Genomic DNA, 17,026 nt, shown 5'->3' with positions numbered 1-17,026 from the left:
GCGGCTACTCCACGTCGATCTTGTGGACCCAGCCAAACTGGTCGGGGATCTCGCCGGACTGGATGCCGGTCAGGGTCTCGCGCAGCTTCTTCATCACGGGGCCGACGTGCTCCATGCCATAGACGATCTTCTGGTCGCCGTTGTCGACCTCACCCACGGGGCTGATCACGGCAGCGGTGCCGCACATGCCGCACTCGACAAACTGGTCGATCTCGTCAAAGCGGACCTGACGCTGCTCGACCTTCATGCCCAGCATCTTCTCGGCGACGTCCACGAGGGAGCGACGGGTGATGGAGGGAAGGATGGAGTTCGTGGCGGACTTGGGAACCACCAGCGTGCCGTCCTTCTTCACGAAGAGGAAGTTGGCGCCGCCGGACTCCTCCACGTAGGTGCGGGTCTGCGGGTCGAGGAACATGTTGTCCGCATAGCCCGCCTTGTGCGCGAGGACGCTCGGGTAGAGGGACATGGCGTAGTTCAGGCCGGCCTTGATGTTGCCGGTGCCGTGCGGTGCCGCGCGGTCGTACTGCGAGACCTGCACCTTGACCGGCTTCACGCCGCCCTTGTAGTAGGCGCCCACGGGCGTCACGAGGATGCGGAACTGGTACTCGTCGGCGGGCTTCACGCCGATGACGTTGCCGGTCGCGAACATGAGCGGGCGGATGTAGAGCGTGGCGCCGGTGCCAAAGGGCGGCACCCAGGCGGCGTTGGCCTTCACGACCTGCTCCACGGCGTCCACGAAGCGGTCGACGGGGAACGGGGGCATCACGATGCGCTCTGCGGAGTCATGCATGCGCTGTGCGTTCTGGTCCGGTCGGAAGCAGACGATGTCGCCATTCTCGGTCGTGTATGCCTTCAGGCCCTCGAAGACCTCCTGGCAGTAGTGGAGAAGGCCGGCGCACTCGGAGAGCGTCACGGTGTGGTCCTTCGTGAGGGTCCCCTCGTCCCACTTGCCGTCCTTGTAGTTGGAAACGTAGCTGTAGTCCGTGGGCTGGTAGGCAAAGCCGAGGCTGCCCCAGTCGATGTCCTTCTTCTCCATCTCAAACTCCTTAGATAGAACCTTTAACCACGCGCCCCCGCGCGAGGTGGAAAAGAGTCTACTACGGCAAATTGGATGTGACGCGTATATCACGCGCTTGAGACGTGTCTGAAACACACGCAGGTGCGCCCATGGGCACGCGTCCCTCCCGCCCGCCGCGGCATGCGGCGTCTTCGCGGGCGAGAGGGACGGCTCCCCTACCTGAGGTCGTTTTCGCGGTCGTAGTGCTTCCCGCCCCAGTACACGCGGGTCGCGCGCTCGCACTTCTCGGGCAGCTCCACGTCCTTGAGCGCCCACTTGCAGAACTCGTCAAAGCCCACGCGGTCCACGATGTAGCCGATGTGCTCCTTACCCTCCGGCGCGTTGGGGTTGATGTACTCCTCGATGAAGGCGTAGGTGTTCTTCACGATCTTGATGATGGAGTCCTCGTCCACCCAGCGCAGCCAGTCCTGGCCCAGGCGCGGGTTCTGCTTGCCGGTGCGGCCCATGATCTTGAGGCGGAAGTAGTGCTCCGGGCTCCTGGTCCAGGCGCGCGTGGGGCAGTACACCACGCACACGCCGCAGCCGATGCAGCGCTCCTCGTCGCGCACCACCTTGTCGTTCACGAGCTTGAGCGCGCTCACGGAGCGGCGCTGGCACCAGTTGACGCACTGCCCGCAGCCGATGCAGCGCGTGGGGTCGTACTGCGGCTCCGTCATGCCGATGATGCCAAAGTCGTTCAGGGCCACGTGCGCGCAGTCGTTGGAGCAGCCCGTGAAGGCCACCTTGACGTGGCGGTTGTTGGGGAAGATCTCGTGGTCCATGCGCTGCGCGAAGGCCGTGGTGTCGTAGCAGCCAAACGGGCACAGGCGCTTGCCCGGGCAGGCCACCACGTTGCGCGTGCCGCTCGCCAGGTAGCCGTGGGCCGTGTCCTCCTGGTTGATCTGCATGTCCTCGATGATCTGCTGCAGGAGCGCGTTCACCTTGGGCATGTCCTCGAGCTTGATGCCCGGGATCTCCACGCCCTGGCGGTTGGTGAGGAAGATCTCGCCGTTGCCGAACTCCTCCGCGATCTCCACGATGCGCGCCATGCTCTTGGCGCTCACGAGGCCGCCGGGCACGCGCACGCGGCTCGCGGTCTCGCCGCGCACCTTGCTCTGGCGGAAGGCGTTCTTCTTCAGCGCCTTTACGTTGACGTCCTGAATCATGTTGCCCTCCTAGTCGAGCATGTCCTTGCTCTCGGTGTAGTTGAAGACGGGGCCGTCGAGGCACACGTACTTCTCGCCTATGCGGCAGTGTCCGCACTTGCCCAGGCCGCAGCACATCTTGCGCTCCTGGCTGACCCAGATGTTCTGCTCCGCAAAGCCGCGGGACAGGAGGCCGAGCACCGTGAAGTGCATCATCGGCGGGGGCCCGACGACCACGGCCTGGGCCGTGGAGGGGTCGCGCAGGGGCAGGTCGGGGATGTACTTGGTTACGAGGCCCACGTTGCCCGCGTAGCCCTCGGGCGCCGCGTCCACCGTGAGCGTGAGGTCGAGCGCCTTGTCCCAGCGCTTGAGGTCGTCGCGGAAGAGCAGGTCGTCCGGGCTGCGGAAGCCCACGATCACGTGCTTGTCGCGCGGGGTCGCGCTTGCGGCCAGCGCCTCGATCACGCCGCGGACGGGGCTCACGCCCGTGCCGCCCGCCACGACCACGCACTCGCCGTCCACGTAGCGGCTCACGTCGAAGCCGTTGCCGTAGGGACCGCGCAGCAGCAGGGTCTGGCCTGCGTAGGTGTCGAACATCTCGTTGGTGACGCGGCCGACGCGGCGGATGGTGAGGTCCACGGACTCGCCGGGCACGATGCCGCTCACGCTGATGGGCGCCTCGCCGAACTTGGGGACGGACACCTCGAAGAACTGCCCGGGCCTGACGTCGCCGTGGAACGCCATGCGGAAGGTGTACTCCTTCTTGGTGTGGCGGATCACCTCGAGCACCCGCGAGGGAAACGGGACGTAGGGGTTCGCGTGCATGGTCTGGCTACTCATCCTTGGCCTCCTCGCGCTCGCAGGCATCCGTCAGCTTGTTCACGATCGCCGCGAAGCTGATGTACTCCGGGCACACGTCGTCGCAGCGGCCGCAGCCCACGCACATGTCGTAGCCAAAGCGCTGGCGGAAGTCCCACACCTTGTGCAGCACCTTGAAGCGCATGCGCTCGCCGGCCTTCCTGCGGTACTGGCCGCCGCCCGCGACGTTGGTGTAGCCGTCGATCATGCAGCTGGCCTGCACGCGGCGCCGCTCGCCCACGCGGCCGTTGTCCGTGTAGAACACGTCCTGCATGGTGAAGCAGGTGCAGGTGGGGCACACGATGCAGCAGCGGCCGCACTCGATGCAGCGGCTGTCGTACTCGTCCCACAGCGGGTCCTTGTAGATCGAGTTGGGGACCTTGGACGGCACGCGGACGTGCACCTCGTTTTGGGTCACGTGCGCGGGGGTCACGTCCCTCTCGCCCTGGGCGTTGGCGGCAAAGGCCGGCCTCAGGGCATCGTCCTCGACGGCGCAGGCAAAGCCCTCTCCGGCGCGGTCGAGCGAGAAGAGCCACCCCTCGGGCGCGACGTTGGTGCCCATGTCGAGGCAGAAGCAGCTCGCAAAGGCGTGGTCGCAGCCAAGCAGGGCAAAGCGCACGCGGTCGCGGATGCGCGCGTAGAACGTGTCCGTGGGGCCGTTGCCCAGGTACATCTGGTCGAGGCGCCGCACGGCGTGCAGGTCGCACGCGCGCAGGAACACGATCACGGGGCGGTCGTCGGCCGTGCCCGCCGGGGACGCCGGCGCGCCCAGGCCGCCCGCCTCGTGCACCTCGTCCTCCGTGAAGTAGAGGAGCGTCTGCGAGAGCGGCGTCAGGATCTCCTTGAAGCTGTAGTCGCTCTTGGCGTCGAGCTCGATCTGGTCCACCGAGCGCACGAAGTCGTAGCGGACGACGTCCACGTCCGTGAAGCGACCCTCGCCCACCTTCCGGACGGGCGCGTACAGGAGGAAGTCCTTTGACAGGGCGTCGAGCGTCCGGTTGAGGCCCTCCTTGTCAAGCACGTATCCCATGTTCTTCCTTCCTCTTCCGCGGCGCCGTCCGCTGCCGCGCAATCCCAAGCCGGCGGACCAGCTACCTTGCCAACACGTACGGCCAGAGGAGCCCCTCTGCCTGCTCCCGCCTGACCGTGACCCCCAGCGCGCGCCGGAGCTCCCCCGTGCGCGCCGCCACGTCTGCGGGCGGGCCGCAGCACGCGACCGTGCCCCCCTCCATCACCACCACGCGCCCGGCCGCGGAGAACGCCGACGGCAGGTCGTGCGAGGCCAGCACAACGCAGCGCCCTCCCTTGGCGAGGCGGTCGAGAAGTGCCATGAGCTCCACCTGGCGGGCAGGGTCCAGGTGAGACGCCGGCTCGTCCAGCAGGAGCGTGCGCGCGCCCTGAGCCATGACCATCGCGATGTAGGCGCGCTGGAGCTCGCCCCCTGAGACCTGAGCCAGGCGCTTGGTCGCGAGCTCCCAGGTGCCGGTGGCCTCCATCGCCTCGCGCACGGCGGCGTGGTCCTGCGCGCCGAGCACCTTGGAGGCGCCCATGCGCGCGAAGCGGCCGTGGCGCACGAGCGTGACCACGTCCATCGCGGCGACGGGCAGCTGCTGCGGCAGGTACGCCACGTGCCGCGCGCGCTCCGTGTGGGAGAGGTCGCGCAGCTCGCGCCCCTCCACGCGGACGCTCCCCCGGTACGGGAGCAGCGCCGCGAGCGTCTTGAGGAGCGTGGACTTGCCGCAGCCGTTCCTGCCCACGATGGCGCTCACGCAGCCGTCGGGAAACCCGAGCACGGGGACGTCGAGCGCGAAGGCGCCGCCGTAACCCGCGGCCATGCCGGAGACCTCAAGCACCAAGACCACCCCCGCCCAGGCCGTGGCGGCGCCGCACGAGCAGGAAGATGAAGAACGGCGCGCCCAAGAGCGACAGCACGAGGCCGACCGGGAGCTCGTAGGGATAGAGCACGGTGCGCGCCACGAGGTCGCAGAGCGCCAGGAACGCGGCGCCCCACACGGCGGTGGCGGCAAGGCGGCCGCGCAGGCCGCAGCGCAGGCGCAGGCGCACCACGTTGGGCACGATCAGGCCGAGGAAGCTCACGAGGCCGCAGACGGATACCGCGCTGGCCGCGAGCAGGGCCGCGAGCGCGAGGGCGCCCAGGCGGTAGGCCCTGACGTTGACGCCCAGGCCGTGCGCGACCTCGTCACCCAGCGAGAGCGCGTCCACGCCCACGCCGATGAGGAACGCCGGCACGAGGCAGGCCGCCACGGGCACCGCCGCGGCCGCGAGCTGCGCGTACGAGACGCCGGCCACGGAGCCGAGCGTGAACGAGACGCGGTCCGCCACCACGTCGGGCCGCACGGTCACTATGGCGTCGATCCCGGCGCTCATGAGGCTGGACACGGCGACTCCCGCGAGCACGAGCGTGGTCTTGCTGGTTCCGGCGCGCCGCGACACGGCGAACACCAGGAGCGCCGCGAGGAGCGCGCCCGCGAAGGAGCCCAGCTGGCGCGCCGCGGCAGAGTACGGGGCGACGATCCCCGCAAGCAGGCAGAGGAGCCCCGCGCCGGAGTTGACGCCCATGACGCTGGGCGCGGCGAGGCTGTTGTCGAGCGCGGCCTGAAGCAGCAGGCCCGAGCACGAGAGCGCGCAGCCGCAGAGCAACGCCGCGAGCAGACGCGGCATGCGGACGCCCCACAGGATGGTCGCGACCGTGGAGGCGCCGCCCGGTCCCGCGGCGAGCGCCGCCGCGAGCGAGGACGCGGAGAGCTGCGACGTCCCCACGACGAGCGACGCGATGGAGACGGCGAGAAGGACGACGATGCCCGCAAGCAGCCAGGCGTGGGGCCAAGCCGACGCCTTGGGGAGCGGGGGTGCGTCCTTCTCGCCCGTCATGGGCTAGCCTTCCTTCTTGCGCATGTCGAGCACGTACCGGTAGGCCTCGTCCCAGCGCTCGTTGGGCTTGAGCTGGAAGAGGTCCTTGGGGAGCATGTGCACGCGGCCGGCCTTGACCGCGTCGAGCGTGGACCAGCCGGGCTTGGACTCGAAGGCCTGCTTGAAGGCGTCCTGCGCCTCGGTCTCGTCGCCCATGGGCGTGACGAGGATGTAGTGCGGGTTTGCCGCGACGATCGCCTCGACGGAGAGGTTGTCGAGGGCGGTGGTGTCCGTGGCCACGTTGGTCATGCGCATGCCGTCGAACACCTCGCACGCGAAGTGGGTGCCGGACTTGAGGACGCGCTCGGTGGAGGAGGACATGCGGATGGCCAGGTAGGTGACCTTGGGGAGGCTGGCGCCCTGCTTCCTCACCTTGGCGATGCGGGAGGCGACCTTGGTCACGTTCTTGTTGTAGAGGTCCGACCTGCCGGTCTTGCCCGTGAGCGTGCGCATGATCTTCCTGTAGTCGGCAAACGAGTTGACCAGGACGTTTTTGTAGGAGATCTTGGCCTGCCTGAGGCCGGACTCGAGCTTGGCCTGCGGGGGGATGTCCGCCGAGAGGAGCACCAGGTCGGGCTTGAGCGCCACGATCTGCTCCAGGTTGGGACGCACGAGGGTGCCGACGGCCTTTGCCGAGGACGGGATGCCCTTGAGCTCCGCCGCGTCCGAGGTGTAGCCCACGACCTTGGCGCCGGAGAGGAGCGCGATGTCCGCGAGAGACTCCGAGAGCGCCACGACCTTGAGCGTGGAGGACTTTGCGGACGCGGACGTGCCCGAGGACGACGAGTCGTCCCCCGCCGTGCCGGACGTTGAGCACCCCGCCAGGAACAGCCCCGCCATCCCGAGCGAGCAGGTCAGGAATTCCCTTCTGTCCAGCATGCGTACCCCCCAAGCAGTGCCTGCAAAAAGACATCAGACAAGGTTATCGTACCTGAGCGGCAAACGATGTTGCCGCGGTAACAGTAAGGATTCCGCCAGTGCGCGCCGCGGCGCCGTAAGATGGTGCGTACGGGCCACGCCGCCCGCCCCACCGCAACCCACCACAGACGGGAGACGCCATGCACATGCTGAGGAACGACTACTCCGAGGGCGCCGCGCCCCAGATCCTGCAGGCCCTGGTGGACACCAACGCCGAGCAGTGCGTGGGCTACACCGAGGGCGACCCGCACTGCGAGCGGGCGCGCAAGCTCATCCGCGAGGCCTGTGGGCTTTTGGAGGACGAGGCCGACGTGGAGTTCTGCGTGGGCGGCACGTCCGCCAACGTGATTGCGCTCAGCGGCATGCTGCGAGACTGGGAGGGCGTCATCTGCACGCCGGACGCGCACATCGTGGTGCACGAGACCGGCGCCCTTGCCGCCACGGGCAGGACGCCCCTCCCCACGCGCGACGCCGACGGCTTCCTCTCCCCCGCGGAGGCGGAGCGCGTCTGGCGGTTCCAGACCTCGACCGGCCGCCACATGACGCGCCCGGCCGCCGTCTACGTCACGGACACGACCGAGGTGGGCGGCGTGTGGACGCGCGAGCGGCTTGACGCCATCTGCGACTGGGCGCACGGCCACGGCCTCACGGTCTTCCTCGACGGCGCGCGGCTCGCATCCGCCCTCACCTCGAGCGAGAACGACCTCACGCTCGAGCACATCGCGCACACGGTGGACGCGTTCTACCTGGGCGGAACCAAGAACGGCATGCTCTTTGGCGAGGCGATGGTCATCCGCGACCCGCGCCTGCGCGAGGCCTTCCCCTACCTGCAGAAGGAGCGCGGCGGCCTCATGGCAAAGGGGCGCCTGCTGGGCGTGCAGTTCGAGGCGGCCCTCGACCCGGCCAACGCGGACCAGGGGGGCGAGGTTCCGTACTGGCGGCTCGCCCGGCACGCAAACGCCCTGGCAGGGCAGCTGCGCGACGGCCTTGTGGCCCTGGGCTACGAGCCGTACGGCCACTCGGCCTCCAACCAGCAGTTCTTTGCGGTCACGCCCGAGCAGCAGGCCGCCTTTGAGCAGGCCGTGGGGTGCGAGACGTTCTACGTCCTCGACGACGGCCGGCGCGTCGTGCGCTTCGTCACGTCCTGGGCAAGCGAGGAGCAGGACGTCCTCGACCTCCTGGCCCTCGCGAAGCGCGTCGCGTAGCAGCGGCGCCGCCCGCCTACGCCGCGGCGGAGGTCGACGCGTCGGTCGTGGCCGCGGTCGCGGTCGGGCTCGTGGTCGAACTCGAGCTCGTGGCCGTGGTGGTCGAGCTCGTGGCCGTCGACTTCTTCACGGCGGCGGCCACGAGCCTTGCGTAGGCCGTGCGCCCCGCCTTGGTGAGCGACGCCCCGTCGGACGAGAGGTACGCGTCGTGCCCGGCCGAGGCCTTGTACCAGTCCACGACCGTCACGTTCTTGCGACCCTTGGCCGCCGCCTTGATCGCGGCGTTGTTCGCCTTGCAGTACGGGGCCTGCGAGCGGCCGGTCACCACGTAGACGGTCACCTTCGAGCCGATGGCGTCGAGGATGGCGTCCACGTCCTTCTCGTCAAACGGGGAGCCGTCGTCCGGGTCGATCACCGCGACGTCGCCCGCGGTGCTAGCCTTGACGTAGGACTTCCAGCTCTTGGCGCAGGCATCGGCGTCGCGGCCCGTGGCGCAGTCGATCATGGCCTGCGGCATGAGGGCACTCAGCTCCTCGGAGGCGGCGGCCGTGGTGGCGTCGCCCAGCACCACGGCGCTGTACGTGGTGTTCTGGCGCGTGGGCTTGACGTAGCCCGTGGTCTTGACGATGAGGTCGATCAGGTTCTGCGCGTACTGCGGGCGCAGGTGCGTGCCGTCGTCCCAGAACCAGTCGTCGTGGCCGGACGAGTAGGAGTACCAGTCGATCAGGCCCACGTTCTTGTGCGCGTCGCTAAAGCTCTTGAGCAGGCTGTTGTTGGCACTGCACCAGGCCTTGGGCACGCGGTTGTTCACGAACCAGATCTTGCGCCTGGTGCCCACGGCCTTGTAGATGGCGTCGAGGTCGCCCTGGGTGAGCGCCCCGTTTGAGCCTATGGAGAAGATCACGGTGTCGCCCACGACGCCCTTGTCGCCGTACGCCTTGTACGTGTCGAGCGCCGCCGAGGCCTGCCGACCCACCTTGGCGTCGATGATCCCGTACGGGAAGGCCGCGTTGAAGGCGTCCTTCGCGCCGAGCGAGACGGAGTCGCCAATGAGCACCACGTCATACGTGCCGGACGTGAGCGGCTTGAGGAGCGTGGCCGAGCTCACGCGCTGGGCTTCGGGCGCGCCACCCACGGCCGCCTGCGCGGGCACGAGCGCGAGCCCCAGCACGGCCACCAGGCACACCGCCGCCGGCAGCACGCCGCGCGGCGTGCGCGCGAGGGCGTGGCCCAGGGCGACAAGGCGACCCTGCGGAGCGGCATCATGCTGCCGATCGCGGCGGTTGCGAGCGGCACCAGTGCCGCGCGGGCTCCCCTGCCGCAACGTGGCGCGGGGCGTGGCCTCACGACGCATCGGGCGAGAGGGACGGCCCTCCCCCTGGCGACCAGCTGCGGACTCCGGGCGAGCCGCGGCCGCGGCGACCGCCGGCGCGACGGGACGCGCGAGCTCACGGAACCACTGCGCGACGCTCCCCTTGCGCAACGGTTCCTCAACCAGGCGGTAGCTGAGCTCCGCCGCCGCGAGCACGATCGCGAGCTCCAGCAGCACCTGCCACGCGGGCGGCGCCAGGGTGGCGTTGCGCGGCTGCATGAGCTCCACGATGGGATAGTGCCAGATGTAGATCGCGAACGAGCGCGAGCCCACCCACGCGAGCGACTTGACGGAGAGCACGCGCTCGGTCACGGTGCCGTACGGCACCAGCGCGGCGATCGCCACGGCGCTGATGGCCGAGCACAGCAGGATGCCGCCGTAGTACGAGAAGGACGTATAGCCCTCGGTCGTGGCCATCAGCCAGACAAGGGCCACCACGGAGCCCGCGGCCGCGAGCTCCGCAACCGGGCGCCGCCATGCGGGGCCGCCCTGCACCGTGGACTGGCTCTTCTCGCCAAACGGCCACACAAAGGCAAGCAGGCTGCCCAGAAGCAGGCTCTGGCAGCGGGTGTCCGTTCCGTAGTACGCGCGCGACGGGTCCGCCTGCGGCACGTACAGGAGCGCCATGGCCACGGCGGAGGCGATGGTCCCCAGCGCGAGGCCGATCACGATGGCGGGGTGGCCGCCCAGCCGCGCCGCAAAGGCCTGCGCGCGGGCGGAGCGCTCCGGCGTGCGCGCGGAGCCGTCACGGGCGTTGCGCGCCTGCGCGCGCGTGCGCGAGGCCCTCATGGCGAGCAGCAGCACGACGGGCCACACGAGGTAGAACTGGAACTCGATCGCAAGCGACCAGAAGTGCGTGAGGGGCGAGGGAGCACCCGCCGCCGCGAAGTACGACTCGTGCCGCAGGATCTTGGCCCAGTTGAGGACCATCAGGAGCGCGGGCACGATGTCCGGGCGCATCTTGGTGAGCAGCTGGTGGTCGAGGGCGGTGCACAGGGCGGCCGTCACGATTACGAAGGCGATGCACGTGGGAAGCAGCCGCTTGATGCGGCGCAGCCAGTAGGAGCCAAGACGGATGGTGCCGCTGCGCCTGAGCTCAGAGAGGAGCCCCGCCGTCGCAAGGTAGCCGGAAAGCACGAAGAGCACGGTCACGCCCAGCAGTCCGCCGCCGCACCAGGAAAGGCCCATGTGGTAGAAGACGACGCCCAGAGCGCAGATCGCACGCAGGCCGTCGAGCGACGTCACATAGCGCTTGCCCGACGCCGGCCGCTCCGGCTGGCGCTGCTGGCGCCGTTGCTGCGGCTGCGCCGCCCTTGCCGGCTGCGCAGTTACGTGCGCCGTGCCGCGCCTCGTGCTCCCACCCGCCATGTGCCTACCTTCGCGTCACGTATGTGCGGAATGCCCGCATACCATAAAACGAGGACATTCTAGCAGTCTATTGGCTGCAATTCAGCAGGTCAGACGCGTTATGGGGAACTATTTTCATGCAAAATGGCTCGCGCATCGCGCACGTGAGCACCGCGTCGTCCAAAAGGCGCGACCGCAGCTCCCAGCCCTCGAGCACCTCGGGGTGCTTGCGCGGGCTCACGGCGAGCCCCGTGCCCATGGCCTTGAGGATCGCCTCGCGCCGCGTCCAGGCGCGCGCGTAGGCGATGCGCCCCTCGCGCGTGCTGCCGTCTCCGATGGCCGCGAGCTCCTCCTGGTCGTAGTACTTGCGGGCCAGGAGCTCCTCCACGTGGCGGTAGCGGGCGGGCACCTCCTCCACGTCCACGCCGACCGCCGGCCCGCCCACGGAACCCATGGCCAGCACCACGAGGCCCGCGTCGTTTGATAGGTTGAACTCCGGCGCGCCCGGGACGCTCGGCTTGCCGTACTCGCCCAGCACGAGGTCCCCGTCCGCGCGCACGCCCAGCAGGCACCGCGCCAGGAGGCCCGTGCCCAGCGCCTCGAGCCTGCGCGCCTCTGGCCCCACGTTCGCGCGCTCGCGATAGCGCGGCGCGATGACCTGCCTGCAGGCATCCTCGAGCCCCACCAGGGACGAGGTCTCGAGCACGTGCACCACGATCTTCTCCACCGTCTGCCCCCTCACGCGAGCGGGATGCCGCGCATCCAGCCCCAGCGCGGCTCCGCCGTCACGCCATACGCCTCGTACCAGAGCGCGAGCGGAACCGTGCGCACGCCGCGGTCCGCGCTGTCCATCACCATGCCGTCGCCGACATAGAGCGCCACGTGCCCGTGACGCAGGGCCTCCGTGCTGTACGGGCAGGTGGGGACCGCCACGATCATGCCCACGCGCAGCTCGGCGGGGTCGGTCAGCGTGCAGTGGCGCTCGTAGAGCTCGCGGGCGTCGCCCTCCTCGCGGCCCATGCCGGACCACACGAACACGTCCTCCACCCACGCGGCGCACGAGTTCGCGCCGCTCCACGGCATGCCCTTGGCGTGCGCAATCACGCTGCGCTGCCCGCGCGTCGCGTCGAGCAGGCGCTCCGGCTCGCTACCCGGGCCCAGCCTCAGGCGGCGCGCACGCAGCCCGCGCTCGGCAAGGCGCGCCTCGAGCCGCCGCATGCGCGGGTCCGCCTGCTGCCACGCGTCGGCCATGGGCCGCCTCCGTTCCAAAATGCGAGGAAACCGTCGATTCGACATGCGAGGATTCCGCTTTCCTCGCTTGATGGTTCAAGTATTGCTGACTGCGCCGACGGCTGCCATGCGCTAGCGGTAGCGCTTGGCGACCTCAATGAAGGCCGCCTTGCCGTCGATGTAGTCCCTGAAGGCGATGGTGGGGTCCTGTCCGTGGAAGCTCGCGCATAGCCCGCACTGGTCGCAGTCCGCGATGCACGGGTACTTCTCCTTTACGAACCACAGGCGGTCCATGCGAGAGGAGCTTTCGATCTGAGGCGGTTCCTTTGCCATGGGTGCGGCGCCTCCCCTAGTGGCCCTTGATAGACTCGAGGAACTCGCGGGCGCGCTCCGTCTTGGGGTGGTCGAAGAACTCGTTGGGGTCGCCCTCCTCGAGGATCTGGCCGTCCGCCATGAACTCGACGCGGTCGGACACGCGGCGCGCGAAGCTCATCTCGTGCGTCACGACGACCATGGTCATGCCCTCGCGCGCGAGGCCCACCATCACGTCGAGCACCTCGTTGATCATCTCGGGGTCGAGCGCGGACGTGGGCTCGTCGAAGAGCATCGCCTTGGGGTGCATCGCGAGCGAGCGCGCGATGGCCACGCGCTGCTGCTGGCCGCCGGAGAGCTGGGCCGGGACCTTCTTGGCCTGCTCGGCAACGCCCACGCGCCTGAGAAGCTCCATCGCCTCGGCCTCCGCCTCCTTGCGGTCGCGGTGCAGCACCTCGACGGGGCCCATGGTCACGTTGTCCAGGATCGTCTTGTGCGCGAAGAGGTTGAACGACTGGAACACCATGCCGATCTCCGCGCGGGTGGCGGCGAGCTCCTTGCCCTCCTGCGGAAGCGGCTTGCCGTCGATCAGGATCTCGCCGGAGTCGATGGTCTCGAGCCGGTTGATGGTGCGGCAGAGCGTGGACTTGCCGGAGCCGGAGGGGCCTATGAGCACGACCACCTCGCCCTTCTCGACCTTGAGGTTTATGTCCTTCAGCACGTGGAGGTCGCCAAAGTGCTTCTGCACGTGGCGGAGCTCGATCATGGGCGTGCTATCCTGCTTGACTTCGGGCATTGCCTGCTCCATTCGAAAGATTGTGCCTGGGACGCGCCGGCGCTAGACGGGGTTCTCCTGCGCGCGCGTGACGACCTTTGTGCCGCTCTGGCGCGCCATGCGCACCGCGAGCTCGTTGATCGCGTAGTTGATGAGGATGTAGATGATCGCGACCACAAAGTACACGGAGACGAGCGAGTCGTAGTTGCTGATGAGGACCCTCGCGTTCTGCAGGAGGTCCGGGAAGCTCACGACGTACGCGACGGACGTATCCTTCACGACGACGACCAGCTGCGAGATGAGCGAGGGGATGACGTAGCGGATGGCCTGCGGCAGGATGATCTTGCGCAGGACCTTGCCCTCCGTCATGCCCAGCGAGAGCGCCGCCTCGCGCTGGCCCTTGGGCACGGCGTTCACGCCCGCGCGGAAGACCTCCGCGAGCACGCCCGACGCCGTGAGCGAGATGGGCAGCGTCAGCATCCAGAACGCGGGCATCTTTATGCCGTAGCTGGGGATGACCAGGAAGAAGAAGTAAATCAGCAGCAGCGACGGGATGCCCCTGAAGAAGTTGATGATCACGCGGAAGATGCCGCTCACCACGCGGTTCTTGCTGATGCGCCCGAACATGAACAGGATGCCCAGCGCCAGTGCGATGACGCCGGCCGTGATGGCGACCTCCGCCGTGCCCGCGAGGCCCTGGAGCAGGAAGCGCCAGGTGCTCCACTCGCCAAAGAAGTACCAGTAGCTCGCGTCGAACTGCCCCATCTGGTACAGCCTGAGCACGACCCACACGAGGACCGCCGCGATGGCGATGGACGAGATGATGGTGCCGACGAGGATCTTCTTCCTCGTCTTGGGACCCGGTGCCTCGAAGAGCGCATCGCGCATCGAGACGCTTCCTGACGACGCGCTCATCTGAGGATCCTCACTCTCTTGTCGATGGCGTTACCCGCAAGCCCGATGAGGAACGCGGTCCCCGCGTAGAGAAGCGCGGACACCGCGAACGGGAGGATGCCGCCCACGGACATCGTGTTGATGTACGAGACGAGTCCCGTCAGCTCCTGCGGGTTGAGCGGCACCTGCGAGCCGATGGCCGTGGTGAGCATGACGGCGACCAGGAGGTTGGTCATGGGCAGCACGGCGGAGCGCAGCGCCTGCGGGATGACGACCTGCCTCAGGATCTGCCCGAAGCTCATGCCGAGCGAGCGCGCCGCCTCGATCTGACCAACGCCGATCGTGTTGATGCCGCTCATGAAGTTCTCGGACCCAAACGACGCGGCCACCAGGATGGTGACAACGATGACGCAGGTCATCTCGCTCCAAACGATCCCCAGGTACGGGAAGGCGTAGTAGAAGATGACAAGGAGCGAAATCGTGGCGACGTTCCTGAACACCTGCACGTAGAAGTCACCGAGCCGACGCAGCGGCGCGATGGGACACACGCGCGCGACCGTGACCAGGAGCGCCAGGAGCATCGCCCCCGCGAACGAGATGACGGTCATCTCGAGCGTCGCGGCGTACGCCTTCACGTACATGCCGCCATACGTCGAGAAGAGCTGCTGTAAGCTCATGCACACCTCCCGCAATAGCGTGGAGGCCACCGTGCGTGCACGGAGGCCTCCTCGTAGCACTAGTCTGACTGTACCCTCATGCCTCGCATCCTAGTGCCCAAACATCAGGGTTGGAACAGTCATGAAACGTGTCGTGACCCTAGTCCTCGATCGCGGGCGGCTTCGGGGCGGTCTTCTGGCCGATGCGGTCGCCCAGGCAGACCTTCCAGAGCTTCTCCCACACGCCGTCGTCCTCGACCTTCTGCAGCCAGGCGTTCACGAACTTGGCGGCGTCGGAGCCCTTGGGCAGTCCGATGCCGTAGTTGTCCTTCGGGCCGATGAGCTGCTTGAGCAGGCGGTACTTGCCCGGGTGCGAGATCATGGAGCCCATCTGCATGGTCTGGTCGATGATGTAGGCGTCCACGCGGTGCTGCTCGAGGGCGGCGCGGGCCTCCTCGTCGGTCTTGTACTGCTTCTGGACCGCCTTGGGCACCTCCTCCTTCACGATGCTCGGGCCGGTGGAGCCGGACTGGACGGCGACCTTCTTGCCCGCGAGGTCGTCCACGGTCTTGATGTCCGTGTTCGAGGCGAGCACGAGGATGCCCTGGCGCGAGGTGAAGTACGGACCGGCGAAGTCGATCAGCTTCTTGCGGTCGTCGTTGATGCTGTACGTCGCGAAGACCGCGTCGACCTGGTCGTTCTGCAGGACGGACTCACGCGTGTCGGACGTGACCTGCGTGTTGTCGATCTTGGAGGAGTCGCCCAGGATGTAGGCGGCGAGCAGCTGCGAGAGGCCCGCGTCGAAGCCGCGGAGCTTGTTGTCCTTCTCGTCCAGATAGCTGAAGAGCTCGGAGGTCTGGACGCCGCCGACGCGGAGCTTGCCGGCCTTCTTTACCTTGGACGCCCAGGTGCTGGCGCTAATCGTGGCGTCGTCCGCCTGCTTGGAGCTCTCCTTGATCAGCTTGTCGTACGCGGTCTTGTCCAGCTTGCCGGACGTCTTCGTCGAGGAGGACGAGCTGCTGGAGGATGAGTCGGAGCCGTTGGAGCCACCGCACGCGGCAAGGCCGAGCGCCGCGGCGCCGCCAAGGCCGACCGCGAGGGCCTGCCGCCTGCTGAACATGATCTTGTCTAGGGGATTCTGAGTTGCCATGTGGGTTCCTTCCTCTGGGGTTCCCTACCGCCCGGTCCCTCCCATGGTGCCGGGCAACGCACCCGCGCGGACTTCGCCGCGCGCCTTTACGTATAATCCTACCGACTTGCTAGGAAATGTGTCAAACTCGAAACGACGCGGCAATACACCGCCCTTGAGCTGCCGTTCAGTACACGAACAGCTACCTTTTACCCAGATAAAGCACGGTTCTTGCATATGTCGTTTGACATAGGAGGCTATCGGCGGGGTCGATAACCCGAGTGACGGCCTCGTGGCGACAGCTTGCGTTCAGGCACCGCGCGTGCGGCGGAACTACAATGTCAGGACGAAAAACAGGCTGTTCGTAAGGGGTTCATCCGCATGCAGGGAACAGAGAAGTCGGCGGTCTTCTGCCCGCTGATACTGGGATGTCTTGTGGCGCTCGTGCTCGTGACGCTGGGCTACGCCGTGCTCGACGGCGCGCTTCTCGCCCGCGCCGCCTCTACGGGCGAGAAGGACGGCTCCCCCGTGCGGCGCGCCCTTCGGCACGTGAGGCCCAGCGTCATCCTCTGGTCGCTCCCCTACCTCGCCATCCTCGCGTTCCTGTACGTGTGGTGCGCACGCGGGCTCTACTCCGGCGCCACTGGCTCGCTCGACGCGCCGCTCCGCGCCACGCTCGCCTGCGCCGCCGTCACGCTGCCGCGCCTGCGCATCGTCTCCCTCGTGCGCGGCCACCTGGGCGATCGCGCCGCCTTCTGGGTGGGCCTCGTCGCAAACGTCGCCCTCATGGCACTTGCCGTCAACTTCGCGCGCATCGCGCTCGAGTGCCCCTGGAACGCGGACTGGCAAGGCATCGCCCTGCAGTTCGTGGCCATCGAGTACGTGATCATCCTGCTCGGCCTCCTCACGCTCTTCTTCCTCTTCCAATGCCGAGGCGGCGCCGTGGCCGTGGGTGTCATCCTCATGCTCGTGCTGGGCATCGCCCAGTACTTCGTCTTCCTCTTCAAGGACGCCAACATCACCCCCGCCGACCTGCAGGCCATCGGCACCGCCGCCGAGGTCAGCGGCGGCTACGTCTTCACGATCACGGCCGCCGTGGCCCGGGCCGTGGGCTACGCGGCGGCGGGCATCGCCTGCTCGGCATACCTCTTGCGCCTCGCGCCGTCACGCAAGGCGGCGCCCGCGGCCAAGCCCGTC

At 68.1% G+C, this 17,026-nt stretch carries 16 protein-coding genes and 1 pseudogene; 2 read left to right on the top strand and 15 right to left on the bottom strand.

What is annotated here, in order from left to right; genetic code table 11:
• Nucleotides 1-4: 4 nt before the first annotated feature.
• The 7 genes from ACI38Z_RS03855 to ACI38Z_RS03825 form a co-directional block, all read right to left on the bottom strand.
• A complete protein-coding gene (locus ACI38Z_RS03855) occupies nucleotides 5-1,036 on the bottom strand; it encodes a branched-chain amino acid aminotransferase (protein ID WP_439788867.1) in 1,032 nt (343 codons plus the stop codon).
• Between the two features lie 197 nt (nucleotides 1,037-1,233).
• Nucleotides 1,234-2,223 (bottom strand): sulfite reductase subunit C, encoded by a 990-nt coding sequence (asrC, locus tag ACI38Z_RS03850; RefSeq protein ID WP_439788866.1) that lies wholly within the window; start codon nucleotides 2,221-2,223, stop codon nucleotides 1,234-1,236.
• A 9-nt stretch (nucleotides 2,224-2,232) separates the two neighbouring features.
• On the bottom strand, nucleotides 2,233-3,042 hold the full coding sequence (gene asrB, locus ACI38Z_RS03845; RefSeq protein WP_439788865.1) for an anaerobic sulfite reductase subunit AsrB: 810 nt from the start codon (nucleotides 3,040-3,042) through the stop codon (nucleotides 2,233-2,235).
• A complete protein-coding gene (asrA, locus tag ACI38Z_RS03840) occupies nucleotides 3,035-4,090 on the bottom strand; it encodes an anaerobic sulfite reductase subunit AsrA (RefSeq protein WP_439788864.1) in 1,056 nt (351 codons plus the stop codon). The genes asrB and asrA overlap by 8 nt, the downstream gene beginning before the upstream one ends.
• 61 nt (nucleotides 4,091-4,151) lie before the next feature.
• Nucleotides 4,152-4,913 carry an ABC transporter ATP-binding protein gene (locus ACI38Z_RS03835; protein WP_439788869.1) on the bottom strand — a complete coding sequence of 254 codons (762 nt, stop codon included), beginning with the start codon at nucleotides 4,911-4,913 and terminating at the stop codon, nucleotides 4,152-4,154.
• Nucleotides 4,906-5,952, bottom strand: a complete 1,047-nt coding sequence (locus ACI38Z_RS03830; RefSeq protein ID WP_439788863.1) for a FecCD family ABC transporter permease — start codon at nucleotides 5,950-5,952, stop codon at nucleotides 4,906-4,908. Before ACI38Z_RS03830 ends, ACI38Z_RS03835 begins: the two co-directional genes overlap by 8 nt.
• 3 nt (nucleotides 5,953-5,955) lie before the next feature.
• The gene (locus ACI38Z_RS03825; protein WP_439788862.1) at nucleotides 5,956-6,870 is read right to left on the bottom strand and encodes an ABC transporter substrate-binding protein; all 915 of its coding nucleotides are present in this window, start codon (nucleotides 6,868-6,870) and stop codon (nucleotides 5,956-5,958) included.
• A 179-nt stretch (nucleotides 6,871-7,049) separates the two neighbouring features.
• On the opposite strand from ACI38Z_RS03825, the gene ACI38Z_RS03820 reads away from it, so the two are divergent.
• The gene (locus ACI38Z_RS03820) at nucleotides 7,050-8,114 is read left to right on the top strand and encodes a threonine aldolase family protein (protein WP_439788861.1); all 1,065 of its coding nucleotides are present in this window, start codon (nucleotides 7,050-7,052) and stop codon (nucleotides 8,112-8,114) included.
• Nucleotides 8,115-8,130: 16 nt separating this feature from the next.
• Here ACI38Z_RS03820 and ACI38Z_RS03815 read toward each other — a convergent pair whose 3' ends face one another.
• The 8 genes from ACI38Z_RS03815 to ACI38Z_RS03780 form a co-directional block, all read right to left on the bottom strand.
• Entirely contained in the window at nucleotides 8,131-10,854 is a 2,724-nt protein-coding gene (locus ACI38Z_RS03815; RefSeq protein ID WP_439788860.1) for an acyltransferase family protein, read from the bottom strand.
• Nucleotides 10,855-10,921: 67 nt separating this feature from the next.
• On the bottom strand, nucleotides 10,922-11,560 hold the full coding sequence (locus ACI38Z_RS03810; protein ID WP_439788859.1) for a 4'-phosphopantetheinyl transferase family protein: 639 nt from the start codon (nucleotides 11,558-11,560) through the stop codon (nucleotides 10,922-10,924).
• Between the two features lie 11 nt (nucleotides 11,561-11,571).
• Nucleotides 11,572-12,084: a hypothetical protein gene (locus ACI38Z_RS03805; RefSeq protein WP_439788858.1), complete on the bottom strand. Its 513-nt coding sequence runs from the start codon at nucleotides 12,082-12,084 to the stop codon at nucleotides 11,572-11,574.
• A 111-nt stretch (nucleotides 12,085-12,195) separates the two neighbouring features.
• Entirely contained in the window at nucleotides 12,196-12,396 is a 201-nt protein-coding gene (locus tag ACI38Z_RS03800) for a hypothetical protein (RefSeq protein WP_439788857.1), read from the bottom strand.
• A 16-nt stretch (nucleotides 12,397-12,412) separates the two neighbouring features.
• Nucleotides 12,413-13,171 carry an amino acid ABC transporter ATP-binding protein gene (locus tag ACI38Z_RS03795; protein WP_439788856.1) on the bottom strand — a complete coding sequence of 253 codons (759 nt, stop codon included), beginning with the start codon at nucleotides 13,169-13,171 and terminating at the stop codon, nucleotides 12,413-12,415.
• Nucleotides 13,172-13,213: 42 nt separating this feature from the next.
• Nucleotides 13,214-14,065 (bottom strand): amino acid ABC transporter permease, encoded by an 852-nt coding sequence (locus ACI38Z_RS03790; RefSeq protein ID WP_439788855.1) that lies wholly within the window; start codon nucleotides 14,063-14,065, stop codon nucleotides 13,214-13,216.
• Nucleotides 14,062-14,721 carry an amino acid ABC transporter permease gene (locus ACI38Z_RS03785; protein WP_439788854.1) on the bottom strand — a complete coding sequence of 220 codons (660 nt, stop codon included), beginning with the start codon at nucleotides 14,719-14,721 and terminating at the stop codon, nucleotides 14,062-14,064. Before ACI38Z_RS03785 ends, ACI38Z_RS03790 begins: the two co-directional genes overlap by 4 nt.
• A gap of 139 nt (nucleotides 14,722-14,860) precedes the next feature.
• A complete protein-coding gene (locus ACI38Z_RS03780; protein ID WP_439788853.1) occupies nucleotides 14,861-15,850 on the bottom strand; it encodes a glutamate ABC transporter substrate-binding protein in 990 nt (329 codons plus the stop codon).
• A 360-nt stretch (nucleotides 15,851-16,210) separates the two neighbouring features.
• Here ACI38Z_RS03780 and ACI38Z_RS03775 point away from each other — a divergent pair.
• A pseudogene (locus tag ACI38Z_RS03775) lies at nucleotides 16,211-17,026 on the top strand (hypothetical protein); the annotation flags it as partial.

It is taken from the genome of Parafannyhessea sp., assembly GCF_051876455.1.
In the GTDB taxonomy this organism is placed as follows: domain Bacteria; phylum Actinomycetota; class Coriobacteriia; order Coriobacteriales; family Atopobiaceae; genus Parafannyhessea.
Note: the sequence above shows the minus strand (reverse complement) of the source record. Positions and strands in the feature narration are given on the sequence as shown.